Source organism: Pseudomonas sp. NFPP25 (assembly GCF_900116505.1).
Lineage (GTDB): Bacteria > Pseudomonadota > Gammaproteobacteria > Pseudomonadales > Pseudomonadaceae > Aquipseudomonas > Aquipseudomonas protegens.
In genome coordinates this window covers 788,123-810,010 of sequence record NZ_FPBG01000004.1, presented here as the reverse complement: position 1 = coordinate 810,010, position 21,888 = coordinate 788,123, and the positions used below count along the sequence as shown (strand labels likewise).

The following is a 21,888-nucleotide window of genomic DNA, read 5'->3' as shown; positions in this document are numbered from 1 at the left end:
CCGAGGCGCGCATTCTACAGCAGCCTCATTTGCTGTCAAGTGATTTTTTTAAGAAGTTTTCAAAGTTTCCTTTTTAACTTCAACCACTTGCGCTTCCGATCTCTCGTTAGCGGGAGGCGAATTCTACAGCGTTACACGCTGCTGTCAACACCTCTTTTCAACCGCTTTCGACCGAGAGGATCGAATCGTTAATAAGGCGAAAACTGACTGCCTTACCAACTGCTTCTGGCTTCGATGAACTGAAGCGTAACCGCTGTCGAAAACTGCGTAACTCATTGAATCTCAAGGAGTTTTCCGTTTCGACTGCGCCGGAAGTGGGGCGAATTATAGAGAGATATAATTCGCCGTCAACACCTATTTTCAGTTTTATTCGGATTTAAGCGTAATACGTGCAAATGCCTTCTTGCCGGCTTGGCACACATGGGTTGAACCTACTGCATATATATAGGTGCGATCGACAACCTCACCATCCACCCGCACACCACCCGAACCTAGAAGATCCCGAGCCACTGCGGCGTTCTTCACCAGCCCTGCCTTATTAAGGACAGCCGCAATCGGCATATCCTCGGCAGCAACCAGCTCGATTTCCGGCAGATCATCAGGCAACTCGCCATCTTTCATGCGGTTACCTGCGGCACGGTGAGCATTTGCAGCAGCCTCTTCACCATGGAAACGCGCAACAATCTCTTCGGCCAGCTTGATTTTGATATCACGCGGGTTAGCGCCAGCATCTACATCCGCCTTGAATGCATTGATCTCATCCATAGAGCGGAAGCTGAGCAACTCGAAGTAACGCCACATCAACGCATCAGGAATGGACACCAGCTTGCCGTACATCACGCCAGGCGCCTCCTGGATACCGACATAGTTACCCAGAGACTTGGACATCTTCTTGACGCCATCCAACCCTTCGAGCAATGGCATGGTCAGAATGCACTGAGCCTCCTGACCGTAACCGCGCTGCAGCTCACGCCCCATCAGCAGGTTGAACTTCTGGTCGGTACCGCCCAGCTCGACATCGGCGCGCAATGCCACCGAGTCATAGCCTTGCACCAACGGATACAGGAACTCATGAATGGCAATCGGCTGATTGGTCGAATAGCGCTTGTCGAAGTCGTCGCGCTCGAGCATCCGTGCAACGGTGTACTGGGAAGTTAGACGAATGAAGTCCGCCGGTCCCATCTTGTCCATCCAGGTGGAGTTGAAAGCCACCTCAGTCTTGGCAGGATCAAGAATCTTGAAGACCTGGCTTTTATAGGTCTCTGCGTTTTCCAGGACCTGCTCGCGAGTCAAGGGTGGGCGCGTGGCACTTTTGCCACTGGGGTCACCGATCATGCCGGTGAAGTCGCCAATCAGGAAGATTACCTGGTGACCCAAGTCCTGGAACTGACGCAGCTTATTAATAAGTACGGTATGCCCGAGATGCAGATCCGGCGCCGTCGGATCAAAGCCAGCCTTAATGCGCAGCGGTTCGCCGCGCTTGAGCTTCTCGATCAACTCGGACTCGACCAACAACTCTTCCGCACCACGTTTGATCAGCGCTAGCTGCTCTTCAACCGACTTCATAACAGACCCGCAAGGCTCAGATTCAAAAGGGAACCAACCATACAAGATCATGGACTAATTACAAGTTTTGCCCGGCGTACGGGAGCATTCCGAAAGCAGAGTGCCCGCGCCCTTGCGTCACAGATGATTTGGTTATATTTTATACAGTTATTTCATCTTCATCATGTCATTCATCTTTTCCATTTCATCTTTTCAAAGTCAAATTACCTATGACCACCGAACCGTCTAAAGCGCCACCGCTTTATCCGAAGAGCCACCTGCTCGCCGCAAGTGGCATCGCGGCCCTTCTCAGCTTGGCCCTTCTGGTATTTCCATCCAGTGATGTAGAAGCAAAAAAAACGACATTGAGCCTTGATCTGGAAAGCCCGATCGAGCAACTGACACAAGATCAAGACGCCGCATCCACCGAACAAGCCACAAGCGAGGCCGTTGCCTCACCTTTCGCACAGATCGAAAACACCGCCGAAGACACCACGCAAACCGCAGAAACCGCACCTGTGCCTGCTGCCGTGGAGGAGCCAAAAGCCCCCGGCCACAGGGAAGTTCTGGTCACCAAGGGCGACACCCTCTCCACACTCTTTGAAAAGGTTGGCCTGCCAGCCACTTCTGTCCATGAAGTACTGGCCAGCGACAAGCAGGCCAAGCAATTCTCCCAGCTCAAGCATGGCCAGAAGCTGGAGTTCGAGCTGACGCCTGATGGCCAACTGAACAACCTGCACAGCAAGGTCAGCGACCTGGAAACCATCACCCTGACCAAAGGCCCCAAGGGCTTTACGTTCAGCCGCGTGATCACCAAGCCAGTGGTTCGTTCTGCCTATGTCCACGGCGTCATCAACAGCTCGCTTTCGCAGTCTGCCGCACGCGCCGGGCTGTCCCACAGCCTGACCATGGATATGGCCAACGTTTTCGGCTACGACATCGACTTCGCTCAGGATATTCGCCAGGGTGACGAATTCGACGTGATCTATGAGCAAAAAGTCGCCAACGGCAAGGTAGTCGGTACAGGCAATATCCTCTCCGCGCGCTTCACTAACCGTGGCAAGACCTACACCGCAGTGCGCTACACCAACAAACAGGGTTCCAGCAGCTACTACACCGCTGATGGCAACAGCATGCGCAAGGCCTTCATCCGTACACCGGTGGACTTCGCGCGCATCAGCTCGCGCTTTTCCATGGGCCGCAAGCACCCGATCCTGAACAAGATCCGTGCCCACAAGGGCGTGGACTATGCCGCGCCACGGGGCACGCCAATCAAGGCTGCCGGTGATGGCAAGGTGCTGCTAGCTGGCCGTCGTGGCGGTTATGGCAATACCGTGATCATCCAGCACGGCAACACCTACCGCACCCTGTACGGCCATATGCAGGGCTTTGCCAAGGGTGTGAAGACTGGCGGCTCGGTGAAACAGGGCCAGGTCATCGGCTATATCGGTACCACCGGGCTGTCCACCGGACCGCACCTGCACTATGAGTTCCAGGTCAACGGTGTCCACGTGGATCCGCTGGGCCAGAAGCTGCCCATGGCCGACCCGATCGCCAAGGCCGAACGAGCACGCTTCCTGCAGCAGAGCCAGCCTCTGATGGCCCGGATGGATCAGGAAAAGGCCACGATGCTGGCCTCGAGCAAGCGCTAAGCCATGGCGCTCTATATAGGTGTGATGTCCGGTACCAGCCTTGATGGCCTGGACATCGCCCTGATCGAGCAAAGCCCGGCGCTCAGATTGGTCGCCACTCGCTACATCCCCATGCCCGACACCCTGCGCGCCGAACTCCTGGGTTTGTGCGCCAGTGGCCCCGACGAGATCGCCCGTTCCGCCATCGCCCAACAGCACTGGGTCGAACTGGCCGCCCAGGCCATCAACCAGCTTCTGCAACAACAGCAACTGCACCCTCAAGACATTCGCGCTATCGGCAGCCACGGACAAACCGTGCGCCATGAGCCAAGCCGCGGGTTCACGGTGCAGATCGGCAACCCGGCCCTGCTCACTGAGCTGACCGGGATCACTGTTGTCAGCGACTTCCGCAGCCGCGACGTGGCGGCGGGCGGACAAGGCGCGCCGCTGGTTCCGGCCTTTCACGAAGCCCTGTTCGACCAGCGCCCGGGAAACCGCGCCGTGCTGAACGTCGGCGGGTTCAGCAACCTGAGCCTGATCGAAACCGCCAAGCCGGTGGCCGGATTCGACTGTGGCCCGGGCAACGTCCTGCTCGATGCCTGGATCCAGGCCCAACGCGCAGAGAACTTCGACCGCAATGGCCAGTGGGCTGCCAGCGGCCAGGTTGATCCGCCCCTACTGCAAGCCCTGCTCAGCGACCCGTTCTTCGCCACCCAAGGCCCGAAGAGCACCGGGCGCGAGGTATTCAATCTTGATTGGCTACAGCGGCATCTGAGGGCACGGGGCGCTATTGCCGCCGAAAACGTGCAGGCTACCCTTCTGGAGCTGACAGCTCTAACCATCGTCGAGTCGCTGCAGAGCGCTCAAAGTGACACCCAGGAGTTGCTGGTGTGCGGCGGCGGCGCGCATAACGCAGCGCTCATGGGCCGCCTGGCAGCCCTCCTCCCGCAAACACGGGTCAGCAGCACTGCGGCGTATGGCGTAGATCCCGACTGGGTAGAGGCTATGGCGTTTGCCTGGCTGGCCCACTGCTGCCTGGAAGGCATCGCTGCCAACCGGCCCAGCGTCACCGGCGCCCGTGGCCTGCGTGTACTAGGCGCCATCTACCCGGCTTGAACAGCAGACAGCAAAACGCCGCAGGATCCCAGGCCCCTGCGGCGTTCGGCGAATGGCTACTGCCGGCTGGTCAGATCGAGAACGACGACCCGCAACCACAGGTAGTGGTGGCATTGGGGTTCTTGATCACGAACCGCGAACCTTCCAGGCCTTCCTGGTAGTCCACTTCAGCACCGGCCAGGTACTGGAAGCTCATCGGATCGACCACCAGGCTCACGCCCTCGCGCTCGACGATGGTGTCATCCTCGGCCACTTCCTCATCGAAAGTGAAACCGTACTGAAACCCCGAACAACCGCCGCCCGTAACGAATACGCGCAGCTTCAAGCGATCATTACCCTCTTCATCGACCAGGGTCTTCACCTTGTGCGCTGCACCTTGAGTGAATTGCAAAGCCGTGGGGGTGAAGGATTCAACGCTCATGCTGACTATCTCCCGGCGTTAAGCCGCCATACTGCGTAATGACGCGCATTATCCGCTTCTCCCAGAAAAGCGGTCAACTATTGTTACGGTATATCAATAGTCGTACAGCCACCCGTATAAAGCAGAAAGGCCCGTCAGACGGGCCTTTTTGTTCACGCAAAAACGACGTTAAGGCAGCATGCCCGCGTGGGACAGCCCCAAACGCTCATCCAGGCCGAACAGGATATTGAGGTTCTGCACCGCCTGGCCCGAAGCGCCCTTGACCAGGTTGTCGATGACCGACAGTACCACTACCAGATCACCATCCTGCGGCCGGTGCACGGCAATCCGGCACACGTTGGCACCCCGCACACTGCGGGTCTCCGGATGGCTGCCGGCCGGCATTACATCGACAAACGGCTCATTGGCATAACGCTTCTCGAACAACGCCTGCAGATCCACCGACTTATCCACCACCGTGGAGTAGAGCGTGGAGTGGATACCGCGAATCATCGGCGTCAGGTGCGGTACGAACGTCAGGCCAACTTCCTTGCCTGCTGCCCGGCGCAGGCCCTGACGGATTTCCGGCAAATGACGGTGCCCCTTGACCGCATAGGCCTTCATGCTCTCGGAAGTTTCCGAGTACAGCGACCCGACGCTGGCGCCACGGCCAGCACCGCTGACACCGGATTTGCAGTCGGCGATCAGCCGGGAAGTGTCGGCAAGACCGGCTTCCAGCAGCGGCAGGAAACCGAGCTGGGTTGCGGTTGGATAGCAGCCAGGAACCGCAATCAAACGGGCTTTCTTGATCTGTTCGCGATTGACTTCCGGCAGGCCGTAGACCGCTTCCTCCAGCAATTGAGGGGCACCGTGAGGCTGACCGTACCACTTGGCCCACTCATCGGCATCCTGCAGGCGGAAGTCCGCAGATAGATCGATGACCTTGGTCCCCGCAGCCAGCAGTTCGCCAGCCAGTGCATGCGCCACGCCATGGGGGGTGGCAAAGAACACCACGTCACAGGCACCAAGGGTCTTGATATCCGGCACGCTGAACGCCAGGCCGTCGTAATGGCCACGCAGGTTCGGGTACATGTCGGCAACGGCCAGGCCAGCCTCGGATCGCGAAGTGATGACTTCCACTCGCGCTTGCGGATGCTGTGCCAACAGACGCAGCAGTTCGACACCGGTGTAACCCGTGCCGCCGACGATACCGACCTTGACCATAAACCTGCCCTCAACGAACCCACTGGAAAGCTGCCGATAATAGGGGCGGCGCGCCCCTGCGACAACCGTCAAGGTGACGTGCGGACGCTCTACCCTCTACTATCTTCGCCACCGTGAACCTGGGAATAACTAAAAATGCTCTATCTATGGCTCAAAGCCTTTCATATCGTCAGCGTGGTCTGCTGGTTTGCCGGCCTTTTCTACCTGCCACGCCTGTTCGTTTACCACGCCCAAAGCGAGGACAGCATCAGCCGCGAGCGCTTCTGCCTGATGGAACGCAAGCTGTACCGCTTCATCATGGGGCCTGCGATGATCGCGGCACTGATCTTTGGCATCTGGCTGATCAGCCTCAACCCCAGCGCGTATTTCGGCCAGGGCGGCTGGATGCACGCCAAACTGACCTTGGTGGTCATCCTCATCGGCTATCACCACATGTGCGGCGCGCAAGTGAAGCGCTTCGCCCGTGGCGAAAACACCCGCAGCCATGTCTTTTATCGCTGGTTCAATGAAGTACCGGTTCTGATATTGCTGGCTATTGTAATTTTGGTCGTTGTACGGCCGTTCTAACTCTAACTAGTCGCTTCCCTGGGGGTACTCCAATGTCACTGCCCGCTTTGCTCGAACAACGTCTGCGCCTGCCCCTGGTGGCCGCGCCGATGTTTCTGATCTCCAACCCGGAACTGGTCCTGGCCTGCTGTCGCAATGGTGTGGTGGGTAGCTTTCCCGCCCTCAATCAGCGCGAAAGCAGCGGTTTCAAGGCCTGGCTGGAGGAGATCGAAGCGGGCCTGGCCAAGCTGGAGAACCCTGCTCCCTACGCCGTGAACCTGATCGTGCACAACAGCAACCCACGGCTGCAGGCCGACTTGCAGATCTGCATCGAGCACAAGGTACCGATCGTCATCACCAGCCTCGGCGCGGTCAAGGAAGTAGTGGACGCCGTGCACAGCTACGGCGGCCTGGTATTTCATGACGTGACCACCCGCCGGCACGCAGAGAAAGCCGCCGAGGCGGGTGTCGATGGGCTGATCGCCGTCGCTGCCGGAGCGGGTGGCCATGCAGGCACCTGGAGCCCCTTCTCTCTGGTCGCCGAGATCCGCCAGTTCTTCGACAAGACCCTGCTACTGGCCGGCTGCCTGAACCGGGGCCACGAGATTCTTGCCGCACAGCTGCTTGGCGCCGACCTCGCCTACTTGGGCACCCGCTTTATCGGTACCACCGAAAGCCACGCACCGGATGCCTATAAAGAGATGCTACTCAGCTCTCGAGCCGCCGACATCGTGCATACCGCCGCGGTTTCCGGAGTACCTGCCAGCTTCATGCGCCAAAGCCTGGAGAACGCAGGTTTCGACCTGGCCGCCCTGCAAGGCAAAGGTGAGATCAACTTCGGCTCCAAGCTCAAACCCATCAGTGATGAGGCAAAAGCCTGGAAAACCGTCTGGTCCGCAGGCCAGGGGGTCTGTGAAATCGACGACCTGCCCAGCGTCGACCAATTGATCGCGCGCCTGGACAGCGAATATCAGGCGGCCCAGCAACGCGCCAGCCAACTGAGCAAACGCTGGCCACGTTAACCCGTTCTCATTAGTTTTTTGGCCAGCCGAGGGGCGCTGGCCTTAAACTGTCGGTCTTTTATGTAAACCTTCTTTTCAAGTGACAGGGATGCCCCCATGAGCGAAACCCGCTACAAGATCGTTTTCGACGGCACATTGCTGCCCGGCGTGGAAAAAGCCACTGCCCAACTGAACCTCGCCGAACTGTTCAAAAGCGATGCCGCCGCCGTAGAACGCCTGTTCAGCGGCCAGCAGGTGGAGCTCAAGCGCGACCTGACGCAGGCCGACGCCCAGCGCTATCTGGAAGCATTGAAGAACGCCGGGATCGATGCCCGCATCGAATCCGAGCAGGCCCTGAAGCTGGATCTAGACGCAGTAACCCCCACACCCAGGGCCAGCAGCCTCAGCGAGTCGCCCTATGCGCCCCCGCAAGCCGCAGTAGGCGATGCAATCCCACAATACGCCGCACTCAACGTATTCAGCTTCGAAGGCCGTATCGGTCGCCTGCGCTACCTGGCCTGGACTCTGGTCCTGACGGTGGCCATGCTGGCCGTGGTCGGGGTAGGCGCCTTCTTCGGTATCCTGTCCGCGGCGGTGTTCAATTCCACCCTGCTCACCGGCCTGGGAATTGTCGGCGGCATCGTGGTCTTCATCGGTTTCCTCGTGGTCAGCATTCAGATCAGCGTGCAGCGCCTGCACGATCTCGGCTGGTCGGGCTGGCTGTGGCTGCTGAACTTCGTGCCCATCGTCGGCAGCATCTTCCCTCTGGTGCTGATGGTCAGCCCGGGCAGCAACGTGGCCAACCGCTACGGCGCCCCACCACCGCCCAACACCACCGCCGTCAAGGTGCTGTCCTGGATGTGGGTCGTCCTGATCGTCGCACTGATCGTGGGCATGGTGGCCGGCGGCCTGAGCTCCCTGGAAGATCGCTACAGCGAAACCAGCTACAGCGAAAGCATCGACTCCAGCAACGCCGATGAAGATGCCGAACCCGCCGATATCGCCGCCCCTGTAGAATCCGAGTCCGAGCAAGAATAAACGCGCCCGGGCCTGCGACCCTCCCCCGTCGCAGGCCGCCGGCCGTTGCGATGGAGAAATGCATGACCCGTTACGCTCTGATCACTGGTGCTTCCAGCGGCATAGGCCTGGCCCTGGCCGAAGCACTGGCCCGGCGCGGCCGTAACTTGATTCTCGTGGCCCGTCAGCGTGATCAGCTGGAATGCATCGCCCTGGAATTGACCCAGCGCTTCGGCGTCGAAGTGCTGTTCCGCGCCTGCGACCTGGGCGAACCACTGCGCCTGTCCGGTTTCCTGCTGGAGCTGGAGGAGGGTGACCGGCAGATCGACCTGCTGGTCAATTGCGCCGGCATCGGCACCAGCGGCCCGTTCCTGGCCCAGGACTGGATGACCGAGCAGGACCTGATCGAGGTCAACATCCTCGCCCTCACCCGCCTGTGTCATGCCTTGGGCAACAGCATGGCGCTGCTGGGCGGCGGGCAGATCCTCAATGTCGCCTCGGTGGCAGCCTTCTATCCCGGCCCCTGGATGAGCAGCTACTACGCCAGCAAGGCCTATGTCCTGCATTTCTCCGAAGGGTTGCGCGAAGAATTGAAGAAGTGCGCGGTGAAGGTCTCGGTACTCTGCCCGGGGCCGACCCGCACCGCATTTTTCCGCACCGCACAAATGGACACCACCAAACTCAAGGACAGCAAGCTGCTCATGAGCCCCGAGGAGGTCGCGCTGTATGCAGTGCGCGCCCTGGAAAAGAACCGCGCCATCATCATTCCCGGCCGCCTGAACCGCTGGATGGCCTTCAGCGCCCGCCTGAGTTCACGCTGGCTGACCCGCAAGATCGTCGGTTACGTCAATCGGGCCTACTGCCCACGTTAAGAGTCGGGGCTGGGCGCACCTTGTGCACCTGAGTACACTCGGCCCGGACCAACCCAATGGAGAAACAGCTGTGGATACTCTGTTCACCAAGATCATCAACAGAGAAATACCCGCGAAGATCATCTACGAGGACGACCAGGTTCTGGCCTTCCACGATATTGCCCCGCAAGCGCCGGTGCATTTCCTGGTGATCCCGAAGAAACCCATCCGTACCCTCAACGACCTCACCGAGGACGACAAGACCCTGGCCGGACACATTCTGTTCACCGCCCAGCGCCTGGCCAAGGAGCAAGGCTGCGAAGACGGCTTCCGGGTGGTCATGAACTGCAACGAGCTGGGTGGGCAGACCGTGTATCACATTCACATGCACGTGCTGGGTCAGCGCCAGATGAACTGGCCGCCGGGCTGATTGCCCCCACCCACCCCTTGCGCAGCGCCCTCTCGGACCATCGAGGACGAGGGTGCGCTGATCCAGCGCAGTTTTCGCTCCTTTGATTGGAGTAAACTGGCCGCCGAGATTTCTCCCGGAGATAAGCATGACTACCCAACGTCACTACTCGCCGATCGACCGCCTGCTGTTGCAAGCCGATATGGCGATGCGCACGCTGCTGCCTTTCAGCGGCCAACCTTATCGCCCGTCGCCGGCCATCGTGCAGCCGGAAGCGCAGATGAGTGACGAGGACACCCGGCACGTGGCCGGCCTGATGCGCATCAACCACACCGGGGAAGTCTGCGCCCAGGCGCTGTACCAGGGCCAGGCCCTGACCGCCAAGCTGCCTCAGGTACGCCAGGCCATGGAACATGCCGCCGAAGAAGAAATCGACCACCTGGCCTGGTGCGAACAGCGCATCCGCCAGTTGGGTAGCCACCCGAGCGTGCTCAACCCGCTGTTCTACGGTTTGTCCTTCGGCATCGGCGCCGCGGCAGGCCTGATCAGCGACAAGGTCAGCCTGGGGTTCGTTGCCGCCACTGAAGACCAGGTGTGCAAGCACCTGAACGAGCATCTGGAGCAACTGCCGGCCGAAGACGAAAAGTCCCGAGCGATTCTCGAACAGATGCGCATCGACGAAGAACATCACGCTGAAACCGCGCTCGAAGCCGGCGGGTTCCGCTTCCCGGCGCCGGTGAAATTCGGCATGAGCCTGCTGGCCAAGGTCATGACCAAGAGCACCTACCGGATCTGATTCCAAACCACAGGCATCAAAAAGGGCGCTATCGAAGCGCCCTTTTCTTTTACCGCCAGAATCCGCGCGGGTTCAGCCCAGCTCGACGATTTCGTAATCGTGAGTGATGGCCACACCGGCCGCGCCGAGCATGATCGACGCCGAGCAGTATTTCTCGGCAGACAGCTCGATGGCCCGCTTGACCTGGGCCTCTTTGAGGCCCCGGCCCTTGACCACGAAATGCATGTGGATCTTGGTGAAGACCTTGGGGTCTTCGGTGGCACGCTCGGCATCCAGGAACGCCTCGCAGCTTTCAACCGCCTGGCGCGACTTCTTGAGAATGCTGACCACATCGAAGTTGCTGCAACCGCCCACGCCGAGCAGGAGCATTTCCATAGGGCGAACACCCAGGTTGCGGCCACCGGCTTCCGGCGGGCCATCCATCACCACTACGTGGCCACTGCCCGATTCGCCGAGGAACATGGCTTCGCCAGCCCATTGGATGCGTGCCTTCATCGCCAAGACTCCACTGTTAAAAAAGGGTCGCCAGCTTAGCACAGGGTTTTCCAGCCACAGCGCTTTGACCGTTTGTCCCTCAATACCGGTTTTCGATAAGAAAAATCTTAATTGAGCCAAGGACGTGTCTGTTAAGCTGACGCCAAATGACTGGCGCATCGCCAGCGTTCAACACCTTCGTTTTACGCCCCATAAAAAAAACACCTCATACCGTGCAGTCTTTTCGGGATACAACCATGGTTGCTATTGCCCCCACCCCCAAGATCAAAAATCTCGACAAGTTGCTCATGCACTGTCAACGCCGCCGGTATCAGGCCAAGAGCAACATCATCTGCGCCGGTGATGTGTCCGACAGCCTGTACTTCATCATCAAGGGCTCGGTGACCATCCTCATCGAAGACGATGACGGTCGGGAGATGATCATCGCCTACCTCAATGCCGGAGACTTCTTCGGCGAACTGGGGCTCTTCGAAGAGGCCGGCCATGAGCAGCAGCGCAGCGCCTGGGTGCGCGCCAAGGTAGAGTGCGAGGTTGCCGAGATCAGCTACGCCAAGTTCCGCGAACTGTCGCAGAACGACCCGGACATCCTCTATGTGCTCAGCGGGCAGATCGCCCAGCGCCTGCGCAACACCACGCGCAAGGTCGGCGACCTGGCGTTCTTCGACGTGACCGGGCGGGTGGCCCGCTGCCTGCTGGAGCTGTGCAAGCAACCGGACGCCATGACCCACCCGGATGGCATGCAGATCAAGATCACACGCCAGGAAATCGGCCGGATCGTCGGTTGTTCACGGGAAATGGTCGGTCGCGTCCTCAAGGATCTGGAAGAACGCAACCTGGTTCACGTCAAGGGCAAGACCATGGTGGTATTCGGCACCCGCTAATCCCCCAGGAAGCCCTTGAGCATCTGTCGGTACAGGCTCTCCAACCGCACTAGCGCATCGGGCGCCGCAAAGGCCTCGTGCAGGGCGATATGACTTTCGGCCCGGCAGCGCTGTTCCAGGCCACAGGCCTGATTGAAAGTATTGACCGCGTTCACCATCGAATCGCGTTCGTTATCCAGCAGCAAGGCACCATGCACCAGGCCCACTGGCCGCTGGCCACCCTTGCTCTGACGCCAGCGCTGGGCGGTGCCAACCATCTTGCGCCCGTCCAGGTTGACGTTGAAGCGACCATCGCAGAACGCCCCTTCCACTTCGCCCAATGACGGGTTGCCCCCCAGCTCGCTGAGCAGGTCGCAGATCGGCTGACACAGGCGCCGGTACGCGGTTTCGATCCGGCCCTGATCCCCTTCGCTGCGCGGCGGGGCGTAGACCAGTGCGATGTTCACCGTGGCCGCCGACTGCGGCACCGGCTCGCCGCCGGTTTCGCGCAACAGCACCGGCCAGCCGTTGGCGGCCGACTCCTCGCAGGCCCGTTCAAATCCAGGCAGGCGGCTCAAGCGCCGAGGCATCACCAGCGCCCGGTCACTGGGCTGCCAGAACAGCAGGCCGAACTCTTGTTCACCGGTACACACCAGGGCCAGCAGATCTTGCTCGGCCTGCAGGCCGGCTTCGACAGTCAAGGCAAGGGGTTGAGTCATGGCAGTAGAAATCCTTGGCGATAGGCATGAAAAAGCCGGCATCGCCGGCTTGTTCATTGTCACGGGTTCAGTCCAGGGTCGAGCCGCTGACCGGCACGCCGCGCTCAGGGAAGAACAGACGCTGCAATTCGCTGCCCGGGCTTTCGGCACGCATGAACGCCTCACCCACCAGGAACGAATAGACATCGCTGATTTCCATCAGCTCGACATCGGCACGGTTGAGGATGCCGCTCTCGGTAATCACCAGGCGCTCGCGGGGAATGCGTGGCAGCAGGTCGAGGGTGGTCTCCAGATTGACTTCGAAGGTGTGCAGGTTGCGGTTGTTGACCCCAACCAGCGGAGTGTCGAGGGTCTTCAACGCCCGCTCCAGCTCATCACCGTCATGCACTTCCACCAGCACATCCAGGCCAACGCCCTTGGCCACCGCCGCCAGCTCCGCCATCCGCGCGTCATCCAGCGCAGCGACAATCAGCAATACGCAGTCGGCGCCCAGGGCACGGGCTTCGACGATCTGGTACGGGTCGATCATGAAATCCTTGCGGATCACCGGCAGCTTGCAGGCGGCGCGGGCCTGCTGCAGGTACGCATCGGCACCCTGGAAGTAATCGACATCGGTCAGCACCGACAGACAAGTGGCACCGCCTTTCTCGTAGCTCTTGGCAATGTCCGCCGGAACGAAGTTCTCACGGATCACGCCTTTGCTCGGCGAAGCCTTCTTGATCTCGGCTATCACTGCCGGCTGCTTGAGCTTGACCTGATCCTGCAAGGCCCGGGCGAAACCCCGTGGTGCATCGGCAGCACGCGCCAGGGTTTCCAGCTCGGCCAGGCTGACGCGGGCGCTGCGCTCGGCAACCTCCTCGGCTTTACGGGCGAGGATTTTTTCCAGAACTGTCGGCACACTCATCCTTCATTCTCCTGCTTGAACACCGCGGTAAAGGCACCCAGCTCTTCGAGCTTCTCCCGGGCCAGGCCGGTGTGCAAGGCGTCGTGAGCCAGGGCCACGCCCTCTTTCAGGCTACTGGCATGATCGGCGGCATACAGCGCCGCACCCGCATTGAGCACAATCATTTCGGCGGCCTTCTGGCCATGCTCTGTCTTGCGGCGCCCCAGGGCATCGCGGATCAGCTCCAGGGACGCCGCCGGGCTTTCCACCACCAGGCCGAACAGACTCTGGCTCTTCATGCCCAGATCCTCGGGCTGTACCCAGTACTCGGTGATCTGGTCATTCTTCAGTTCGGCCACATAGGTGGGCGCAGCCAGGCTGAACTCGTCCAGACCATCCTGGGAATGCACCACCAGAACGTGCTTGCTGCCCAGGCGTTGCAAGACTTCGGCCAAGGGCCGGCACAACGCCTGAGTGAACACGCCTACCACCTGATGCTTCACTCCAGCCGGATTCGTAAGCGGGCCGAGCATGTTGAACAGGGTGCGCAGGCCAAGGTCGCGACGCGGGCCGGCGGCATATTTCATCGCCCCGTGATGGGACTGGGCAAACATGAAGCCGATGCCGACGTTATCGATGCAGCGCGCCACCTGGACCGGGGTCAGGTTCAAATAGATCCCGGCCGCTTCCAGCAGGTCGGCGCTGCCGCTCTTGCCGGACACCGCGCGGTTGCCGTGCTTGGCCACAGTGCAACCGGCCGCTGCGACCACAAAGGAGGAAGCCGTGGACACGTTGAAGATGTTCGCCCCGTCGCCGCCGGTGCCCACTACATCCACCACGCCATCCAGGGTTTTCAGCTCGACCCGGTCCGCCAGCTCGCGCATTGCCGATACCGCACCGACGATCTCGTCGATGCTTTCGCTTTTCATGCGCATGGCCATCATGAAGGCGCCAATCTGCGCATCGGTGCATTGGCCGGTCATGATTTCACGCATTACCGAACGCATTTCTTCGGTGCTCAGGTCCAGGTGGCCGACGATACGGCTCAAGGCAGTCTTGATATCCATGAAAAGTCCTTAGCGCGTGCCGCCGCTCTGTTTGAGAAAGTTGGCGAACAGCTCGTGGCCCTGCTCGGTGAGAATAGACTCGGGGTGAAATTGCACCCCCTCGATATTCAGCGTCTTATGGCGCAACCCCATGATCTCATCGACGGAGCCGTCTTCCAGCTGGGTCCAGGCCGTGACTTCGAGGCACTCGGGCAAGCTCTCGTGCTTGACCACCAGCGAGTGGTAACGGGTTACGGTCAGCGGCATGTTCAGGCCGTTGAACACCCCCAGGTCACGGTGGAACACCGGGCTGGTCTTGCCGTGCATCACTTGCCGGGCACGCACCACCTGGCCGCCAAAGGCCTGGCCGATGGACTGATGCCCCAGGCATACGCCGAGAATCGGCAGCTTGCCGGCGAAATGCTTGATCGCCTCGATGGAAATACCGGCTTCGGTCGGCGTGCAAGGCCCGGGCGAGACCACGATGCGCTCGGGCTTGAGCGCCTCGATCTGAGCCACGGTCAGTTCGTCATTGCGCACTACCTTCACCTCAGCTCCCAACTCGCCCAGGTACTGGACGACGTTGTAGGTGAAGGAGTCGTAGTTATCAATCATCAGCAGCATACATGCTCCAACTTATTGATTTTAAAGTAGGTGTGCATGCAACTCAGGGTGTCGATATGCACATTGATATACACAAGCGCAGTGGAGCGTGCCGGGCGAGCTTGCGCACCCGAATGCTGCAAGCTGTCGGCAGGGCAGACAAGGTGATGGAATTGAACCGCCTTATCTATGCAATGTCGCTCAGCTCGCCACGCCATCGTCGGCCATCGCCAGCGCAAGCCGGCAGAACGTTGGGCATGACGATGCACCCGATGGCATTGCCGCCGGGCGAAGGTGTACTGCGTGGGGAGACTGATTGGCATGCAGCGTTCTCCTGGGGTTTGGAGCCGCCGTGCCGGAGAGCTATTAGATCCTTGATCCCTGCTTGCCGATTACGGCGGCAGGGTTCGGTTAAAAAACCGCAACGACGTGCCGCTTCCTATTGGAAGCGCCACCACTGACTAAAACGAATCGTTGCAATGCAAAGCATAGGACCTAACCGTAATTGAGCACTCGACGGCGTTCCGCAGCCGAGCTTCGAGGCGCGATTGTACCGTTCATCAAGGGGCTGCGTCGATTGCAATTTGCCGCTGGGTCTTGGGCACTCACTCCGCTGGTTGATACCTGCCCCACTCCGTTGGAGCGCAATGCATGGCCGGTCCCGTGCACGCCGCGCACTGCAAAGGCGGGGGCACGACATGCGCACCGCGTTACGCAGCCCGCCTCGGCAGATGGCTTGGAGGCCCTTTAAACGCCACAAGTCCATCACCGAAACGGCGCTCTTTAAGGTGGTGGCAGCCTGTTTGCGCCTTCTTAGCCGTGCGGCTCAAGGGGCGTTCCGCCTCTTCTGGCCCCAGAAGCACGGCCACTTGATCAAAGGGGCGCTTTTCTTGCCATGGCCAAGTCAGGAAACCAGCGCCCTTTTCTCCAGCAAATGATCGAGCCAGTCCGGATCCATTTCTGGCTCACTGGAGAACAACAAGCCGGTGTAGTCGCGGTACGGCGGGGTAAAGATCTCCTCCCGGCAGCCGTGATCGACCACCTTCCCACGCTGCATCACCAGTACCTCGTCGGCAATGGCGCGCACGGTGGCGACGTCGTGGGTGATGAACAAGTAGGCCACGCCCAGTTGCTGCTGGATGCGGTTGAGCAACTTCAGAACGCCTTCGGCCACCAGTTGGTCGAGGGCCGAGGTGACTTCGTCGCAGATGATCAGTTGCGGCTCGGCCGCCAAAGCCCGGGCGATACAGATCCGCTGCTTCTGCCCGCCAGACAGTTCGCGGGGCTGGCGATCCATGTACAACGCCGGGTCCAGCTCGATCATCTCCAATAGCTCGGCGACCCGCCGGCGCAGCGCCTGGCCCTTGAGGCCGAGGTAGAAACTCAGCGGCCGGCCGATGATGTCGACGATGCGCTGGCGCGGGTTGAGCGCGGTGTCGGGGATCTGGTAAATCATCTGCAATCGGCGCAATTGCTCCTTGCTGCGCTGGCGATAATCAGCTGGCAGCGCTTTTCCGTCATACAACACCTGGCCGCTGGTCGGCGGCAACAACCCGGTGATCAAGCGTGCCGTAGAGCTCTTGCCGCTGCCCGACTCGCCGATCACCGCCAGGGTCTGGCCACGATAGAGCTTGAGCGAGACATCATGCAGCACCGGCTGATGGCCGTAGCTGGCGCTGGCCTTGCGTACCTCCAGCAGCGGTGTTGCCTGCGGTGGGCACGGCTTGGGTTCGGTGCGCAAGCTACGTACTGCCCACAGCGATCTGGTGTAATCCTGCTGTGGGGCGTCGAGCATGGTCCGGGTGTCGGCCTCCTCCACCAGCTTGCCGTGACGCAGAACCATGATGCGGTCGGCCATTTGCGCCACCACTGCCAGGTCGTGGCTGATATACAAGGCGGCGCTCCCGTAGGTTTTCACCGCATCGCGAATCGCCACCAGCACTTCGATCTGGGTGGTGACATCCAGCGCCGTGGTCGGTTCGTCGAAGATGATCAGGTCCGGGTGGCAGGCCATGGCCATGGCGGTCATCACCCGTTGCAACTGACCGCCGGAGACCTGGTGCGGGTAGCGCTGGCCGATCTGCTCGGGGTTGGGCAGACGCAGTATGCGGTAGAGCTCCACTGCTTCGGCTTGTGCCTTGGCACGGTCAATACCAGCGTTCCTTACCGCGGTTTCGACATGCTGGTCGATCAGCCGGTGCGCGGGGTTGAACGAGGCCGCCGCGCTTTGCGCGACATAGGCGATACGCAGGCCGCGCAGCTTGCGCAGGGCTTCGGGCTTGGCGCCCACCAGTTCCTGGCCATCGAAGCGCACCGAGCCACCCGTGATACGGCAACCGTCGCGCACATAACCCATGGAGGCCAGGCCCAGAGTCGACTTGCCCGCCCCCGATTCACCAATCAGGCCCAGTACTTCGCCCCGCTGCAAGCTCAAGTCGATGCCTTTGATCAGCGGGTGCCAAGCGTCCTGATAATGACCTTCAATACGCAGGTCGTGGATTTCCAGTAGCGGTTTTTCACTTGGATAAACGGTCATGCTCAGCACTCCTTCAGGCCGCTGGAAAGATGCAGCACCCAGTCCACGACAAAGTTGACGCTGACGGTGATCAGCGCCACTGCCAGGGCCGGCAGCAGCGGGCTGATATCGCCGAAGGTGATCAGCACGGCATTGTCGCGGACCATGCTGCCCCAGTCGGCGGTCGGCGGCTGGATGCCCAGGCCCAGGAACGACAACGCACTGATGAACAGAAACACAAAGCAAAAACGCAGGCCGAACTCGGCAACCAGCGGCGCGGCGGCATTGGGCAGCACCTCGCGGCGGACCAGCCACCACAGCCCTTCCCCACGCAGCCGGGCGGCCTCGACGAAGTCCTGGACCACCACGGTCATCGCCACCGCCCGTGACAGGCGAAACACCCGGGTGGCATCGAGCAGCGCGATCACCAGCACCAGCGAGGTAGCGTTGGTGCCGACCACGCTGAGGATCAGCAAGGCAAAGATCAGCTGCGGGATGGCCATGAGGATATCCACCAGCCGCGACAGGCCCTGGTCGATCCAGCCGCCCCTGATCGCCGCTACCAGCCCGCAGAAACCGCCGACGGCAAAGGCCAGTAGCGTGATCAGGAAGGCAATCCCCAGAGTGTTACGCGCGCCATACACCAGGCGGCTGAACATGTCGCGGCCCAGGTTATCGGTACCCAGCAGGAACTGCCCCCCCCAAGGCGCAAAACCTTCGCCGACCACTTCAGTCTCGCCATACGGCGCCAGCACCGGCGCGAACAGCGCCACCAGGATGTAGGCAACAATCACCAGCAGGCCGAACTGGGCGCTCATGGGCGCCCGCAACAACGCTTTGATCAGGCTCATGGCTTACCCCTTCGGATTCATCAGGCGTGGGTTGCTGGCAATCGACAGCACGTCGGCCGTGGTATTGAGCAGGATGTAGGTGGCGGCGAAGATCAGGCTGCAGGCCTGCACCACCGGGATATCGCGCTTGGACACCGAGTCGACCAGTAACTGGCCGAGCCCCGGATAGACGAACACCACCTCGACCACCACCACGCCGACCACCAGGTAGGCCAGGTTCAGTGCCACCACATTGATGATCGGTGCCAGGGCATTGGGCAAGGCGTGGTGGAAGATGATCCGCGCCTGACTGACGCCCTTGAGCCGGGCCATCTCGATATAGGGGCTGGCCAGCACGTTGATCAAGGCCGCGCGGGTCATGCGCATCATTTGCGCGACCACCACCAGGCTCAGGGTCAGCACCGGCAGTAGCGAGCGCTCCAGCACCTCGGCGAACGATGCCCCCGGAGCCAGGTTGGAGATACTCGGCAACCAGTTGAGCTTGACCGCGAACACCAGGATCAGGATATAGGCGACGAAAAACTCCGGGAACGACACCGCGCTCAGGGCGCTGGTGTTGAGCAGGCGGTCGAACCAACTGTTGCGGTACAGCGCCGCGAGCATGCCCAGCAGCAAGGCTACCGGCACCGACACCAGCGCCGCCAGCAAGGCCAGGGTAAAGGTGTTGCCCAGGCGCGTGCCGATCAGCTCGGCAATCGGCCGCTGGTTGGCCAGCGACAGGCCCAGGTCACCGTGCAGCAGTTGCCAGGCCCAGTGGCCGAAGCGGGTCAGCGGCGGCAGGTCCAGGCCCAGTTGGGCACGGAAGGCAGCGACGGTCTCGGGAGTTGCCGCCTGGCCGAGCATGGCCTGGGCGACATCGCCCGGGAGCATGCCGACGGCCAGGAAGATGATCACCGACACCGCCAACAGCGACAACAGGCCCAGGGCCAGGCGCTGGAGCAACAGTTTGCAAAGGCTATTCACCGTACAGCTCCTCGAACAGGATCAACGAAGAAAGGTGCAAAAAGTGTCGGGCTTACGCCTGCCACCAGCGCTCGATCAAGCGCAGGCCATCGAGCTCGCCGTAGGGCGCGGTCAGCCCGCCGTGGGCCACGCGCTTGGAGCGTGCGGCCACGGAGCTTGCGAACAGCGGCACGATCGCCCCGCCCTCGTCACGGCACAGGGCCTGCATTTCGTTGTACATCTCCTGGCGCAGCGGCGCGTTCATCTCGCCGCGAGCGGCGTTGAGCAGCTGGTTGAAACGGGCGTTGTCCCAGTGCGTCTCGTTCCATGCCGCGCCCTTGGCGTAGCCGATGCTGAACATGCGGTCGGCGGTCAGGCTGCTGTACCAGAACGAGGTGGTGAAGGGCTGCTTCATCCACACATTGGAAAAAAAGCCGTCGGCAGGTTCGCGCACCACGTCGATGTCGATACCGGCCTGGCGTGCCTGCTCCTTGAACAGTACCGAGGCATCCACCGCTCCGGTGTAAGCGGCATCGGAGGCCTGCAGGCGCACCTTGAGCGAATCGACCCCGGCCTGGCGCAGGTAGAAACGCGCCTTGTCCGGGTCATAGCCACGCTGCTCCAGGGCGCTGTTGATGAAGCGACTACCGGGCTGGATCGGGTGGTCGTTGCCAATCTGGCCATAGCCATAAAGCACCGAGGCCAGCAGGGTTTCGCGGTTGATCGCGTGCTTGAGCGCCAGACGGATGTTGTTGTCCTGGAACTGCTGGCTGTCGGTCAGCATCGGGAAGGTGTAGTGCTGGGCGCCCTTGGTCTCTTCGATGACCAGATTGGGGTTGCGCTTGAGCAAGGCGACAGTCTTGAGATCGACCTTGTTGATCACATCGACCTGGCCGGTGACCAGGGCGTTGACCCGCGCGGCGCCATCGGCGATGGCCAGCAACTCGGCGCTGGCGAAATGCGCGCGGCCGGCTTTCCAGTAATCCGGGCTGCGCTCAAGGTCCATGCGCACGCCGGGTTCGAAGCCCTTGAGGCGATAACCGCCGGTGCCGATCCCTGCCTGCCAGTCGGCGGCGCCGTCCTTGGCGGGCATGATCACCAGGTGATAATCGGCCACCACGTAGGCGAAGTCGGCATTGCCCGAATGCAGTTCGAACACCACGGTGTCATTGCCCTGGGCGCTGACCTTGGCAACATCGCCGAGCACGGTCTTGGCCGCCGAGGTGGACTTGTCGCCCAGGTGATGCCCGATTGAGGCGACCACATCGCCGGCATCCAGAGTCTTGCCGTTATGGAAGGTCACCCCCTGGCGCAAGGTGAAGGTCCAGATGCGTGCATCGGGGCTGGATTCCCAGCGCTCGGCAAGCTCGGGGATCGCCGTGCCATCGACGCCGATTTCGCTCAGGGTGTTGTACACCGCCGAGAAACCGACAAAGGTAAAGGTGTCGCTCCATGAACCTGGATCACGAGAATCGGTAGTACTGCCACCGGCCAGGCCCATGCGTAGCACGCCGCCCGCTTTCGGGGTGGCCTCCCCGGCCCAGCCGCGTTGCGGCAAGCCCATTGAAAACGCCCCGGCCACGGCAACCGCCGCTGCGCTGTATTTGAGAAAATCCCGACGCGGCAGGCCGCTGTCGTGCATCGCTTGAGTTATTTTGTTGTTGTTATCGCTCATGGCATTGCCTCTGTTGAACCGCAGAGAAAAGGATTCAGCCGACCTCGCACGCACTGATGCAAAATATTTGTAATTGTCATCGTGACAAATACATTAAGCTCAAAAACAGGTCGCTGCCAATCCCCTTTTCTTTACGAGCGAGGCTCTTGCTAGGCGGGGTTTTGTCAGTACTATCGGTTCGAAGGGGCAGATCGGAATGTCGCTACTGCCCTACCACTGAAGAGAGAATTCAAACTAGATGAGTCAGTCGACCCGCCTGATCACCGCCTCATACATCCTCTCGTTCGTAGCGGCCAACGCGCCGCAGAGGTTGCGTACCGAGACCATTGCCAAGTGGGTCAAGACTCATCCCACCCGGGTACGCAGTCTCGTGTCGTTGATGGTCAAAGCCAATATTCTGAAGTCATGGCGCGGCGCCCACGGCGGCCTGACCCTCGCACGCCCAGCCAGCGATATCACCTTGCGTGAGGTCTATGACGCCGTACAGGAAAGCTCGCTGATCGCCGAGAAGATCGACAACCCGTTCTCAGGCATGGAAGAACATTGCAAGGTATTCGATGTATTCACCCGCCTGTTCGCCATGCTTGAAGCCAACATGCGCCTGGACCTTGGCACTATCACCGCAGACCAACTGTTCGTTGCCTTCGAAAAACCGCAGGAAAATATCAGGCAGGCCTAAGACCTTAGGGCGCCATGCTCGGGGCCTTCATCAGCGCAGCAGCTGGGCGCTTATCGCTCCCGCGCTCGATTGATATACACCACA

General features: G+C 60.7%; 22 protein-coding genes. 10 read left to right on the top strand and 12 right to left on the bottom strand.

Annotation, left to right across the window (positions count from 1 at the left end):
• Positions 1-366 precede the first annotated feature (366 nt).
• Complete coding sequence (tyrS, locus tag BM382_RS20005) at positions 367-1,566, bottom strand: tyrosine--tRNA ligase (RefSeq protein ID WP_053154182.1); 1,200 nt, start codon at positions 1,564-1,566, stop codon at positions 367-369.
• A gap of 209 nt (positions 1,567-1,775) precedes the next feature.
• On the opposite strand from tyrS, the gene BM382_RS20000 reads away from it, so the two are divergent.
• Together BM382_RS20000 and BM382_RS19995 are read left to right on the top strand one after the other, a co-directional pair.
• Positions 1,776-3,197, top strand: a complete 1,422-nt coding sequence (locus BM382_RS20000; RefSeq protein ID WP_011063787.1) for a peptidoglycan DD-metalloendopeptidase family protein — start codon at positions 1,776-1,778, stop codon at positions 3,195-3,197.
• Positions 3,198-3,200: 3 nt separating this feature from the next.
• The gene (locus BM382_RS19995) at positions 3,201-4,292 is read left to right on the top strand and encodes an anhydro-N-acetylmuramic acid kinase (protein ID WP_072443690.1); all 1,092 of its coding nucleotides are present in this window, start codon (positions 3,201-3,203) and stop codon (positions 4,290-4,292) included.
• 70 nt (positions 4,293-4,362) lie between these two features.
• Here the strand turns inward: BM382_RS19995 and erpA are convergent, their stop codons facing one another.
• Both erpA and argC read right to left on the bottom strand, forming a co-directional pair.
• Positions 4,363-4,713, bottom strand: coding sequence for an iron-sulfur cluster insertion protein ErpA (gene erpA, locus BM382_RS19990; protein ID WP_011063789.1), 351 nt, complete (start codon positions 4,711-4,713; stop codon positions 4,363-4,365).
• 168 nt (positions 4,714-4,881) lie between these two features.
• Positions 4,882-5,916, bottom strand: coding sequence for an N-acetyl-gamma-glutamyl-phosphate reductase (argC, locus tag BM382_RS19985; protein WP_072443688.1), 1,035 nt, complete (start codon positions 5,914-5,916; stop codon positions 4,882-4,884).
• 135 nt (positions 5,917-6,051) lie between these two features.
• Between argC and hemJ the strand changes: the two genes are divergently transcribed.
• The 6 genes from hemJ (at position 6,052) to coq7 (ending at position 10,536) form a co-directional block, all read left to right on the top strand.
• Positions 6,052-6,483 carry a protoporphyrinogen oxidase HemJ gene (hemJ, locus tag BM382_RS19980; protein ID WP_011063791.1) on the top strand — a complete coding sequence of 144 codons (432 nt, stop codon included), beginning with the start codon at positions 6,052-6,054 and terminating at the stop codon, positions 6,481-6,483.
• A 32-nt stretch (positions 6,484-6,515) separates the two neighbouring features.
• Positions 6,516-7,484: an NAD(P)H-dependent flavin oxidoreductase gene (locus tag BM382_RS19975; RefSeq protein WP_019092762.1), complete on the top strand. Its 969-nt coding sequence runs from the start codon at positions 6,516-6,518 to the stop codon at positions 7,482-7,484.
• A 96-nt stretch (positions 7,485-7,580) separates the two neighbouring features.
• Positions 7,581-8,501 (top strand): DUF805 domain-containing protein, encoded by a 921-nt coding sequence (locus BM382_RS19970; protein ID WP_019092761.1) that lies wholly within the window; start codon positions 7,581-7,583, stop codon positions 8,499-8,501.
• Between the two features lie 62 nt (positions 8,502-8,563).
• A complete protein-coding gene (locus tag BM382_RS19965) occupies positions 8,564-9,352 on the top strand; it encodes an SDR family NAD(P)-dependent oxidoreductase (RefSeq protein ID WP_019092760.1) in 789 nt (262 codons plus the stop codon).
• Positions 9,353-9,422: 70 nt separating this feature from the next.
• On the top strand, positions 9,423-9,761 hold the full coding sequence (locus BM382_RS19960) for a histidine triad nucleotide-binding protein (protein WP_011063795.1): 339 nt from the start codon (positions 9,423-9,425) through the stop codon (positions 9,759-9,761).
• Between the two features lie 127 nt (positions 9,762-9,888).
• On the top strand, positions 9,889-10,536 hold the full coding sequence (gene coq7, locus BM382_RS19955) for a 2-polyprenyl-3-methyl-6-methoxy-1,4-benzoquinone monooxygenase (protein ID WP_011063796.1): 648 nt from the start codon (positions 9,889-9,891) through the stop codon (positions 10,534-10,536).
• 72 nt (positions 10,537-10,608) lie between these two features.
• On the opposite strand, the gene BM382_RS19950 is transcribed toward coq7, so the two are convergent.
• Positions 10,609-11,031 carry an OsmC family protein gene (locus tag BM382_RS19950; RefSeq protein ID WP_009045862.1) on the bottom strand — a complete coding sequence of 141 codons (423 nt, stop codon included), beginning with the start codon at positions 11,029-11,031 and terminating at the stop codon, positions 10,609-10,611.
• Positions 11,032-11,267: 236 nt separating this feature from the next.
• On the opposite strand from BM382_RS19950, the gene crp reads away from it, so the two are divergent.
• The gene (gene crp, locus BM382_RS19945; RefSeq protein ID WP_011063797.1) at positions 11,268-11,912 is read left to right on the top strand and encodes a cAMP-activated global transcriptional regulator CRP; all 645 of its coding nucleotides are present in this window, start codon (positions 11,268-11,270) and stop codon (positions 11,910-11,912) included.
• Here crp and BM382_RS19940 read toward each other — a convergent pair.
• The 8 genes from BM382_RS19940 to BM382_RS19905 form a co-directional block, all read right to left on the bottom strand.
• Entirely contained in the window at positions 11,909-12,610 is a 702-nt protein-coding gene (locus tag BM382_RS19940; RefSeq protein WP_015637240.1) for a lipoate--protein ligase family protein, read from the bottom strand. The genes crp and BM382_RS19940 overlap by 4 nt on opposite strands.
• Positions 12,611-12,677: 67 nt before the next feature.
• The gene (gene trpC, locus BM382_RS19935) at positions 12,678-13,514 is read right to left on the bottom strand and encodes an indole-3-glycerol phosphate synthase TrpC (protein ID WP_011063799.1); all 837 of its coding nucleotides are present in this window, start codon (positions 13,512-13,514) and stop codon (positions 12,678-12,680) included.
• Positions 13,511-14,560 (bottom strand): anthranilate phosphoribosyltransferase, encoded by a 1,050-nt coding sequence (trpD, locus tag BM382_RS19930; RefSeq protein ID WP_011063800.1) that lies wholly within the window; start codon positions 14,558-14,560, stop codon positions 13,511-13,513. Before trpD ends, trpC begins: the two co-directional genes overlap by 4 nt.
• A gap of 9 nt (positions 14,561-14,569) precedes the next feature.
• On the bottom strand, positions 14,570-15,163 hold the full coding sequence (locus BM382_RS19925; protein ID WP_011063801.1) for an aminodeoxychorismate/anthranilate synthase component II: 594 nt from the start codon (positions 15,161-15,163) through the stop codon (positions 14,570-14,572).
• Positions 15,164-16,046: 883 nt separating this feature from the next.
• Positions 16,047-17,678 carry an ABC transporter ATP-binding protein gene (locus BM382_RS19920; protein ID WP_072443684.1) on the bottom strand — a complete coding sequence of 544 codons (1,632 nt, stop codon included), beginning with the start codon at positions 17,676-17,678 and terminating at the stop codon, positions 16,047-16,049.
• A 2-nt stretch (positions 17,679-17,680) separates the two neighbouring features.
• Positions 17,681-18,508: an ABC transporter permease gene (locus tag BM382_RS19915; protein WP_072443682.1), complete on the bottom strand. Its 828-nt coding sequence runs from the start codon at positions 18,506-18,508 to the stop codon at positions 17,681-17,683.
• A gap of 3 nt (positions 18,509-18,511) precedes the next feature.
• Positions 18,512-19,471 (bottom strand): ABC transporter permease, encoded by a 960-nt coding sequence (locus tag BM382_RS19910; RefSeq protein ID WP_072443680.1) that lies wholly within the window; start codon positions 19,469-19,471, stop codon positions 18,512-18,514.
• A 52-nt stretch (positions 19,472-19,523) separates the two neighbouring features.
• On the bottom strand, positions 19,524-21,125 hold the full coding sequence (locus BM382_RS19905) for an ABC transporter substrate-binding protein (protein ID WP_011063805.1): 1,602 nt from the start codon (positions 21,123-21,125) through the stop codon (positions 19,524-19,526).
• 238 nt (positions 21,126-21,363) lie between these two features.
• Between BM382_RS19905 and BM382_RS19900 the strand changes: the two genes are divergently transcribed.
• Entirely contained in the window at positions 21,364-21,804 is a 441-nt protein-coding gene (locus BM382_RS19900; protein WP_015637243.1) for an Rrf2 family transcriptional regulator, read from the top strand.
• Positions 21,805-21,888 lie beyond the last annotated feature (84 nt).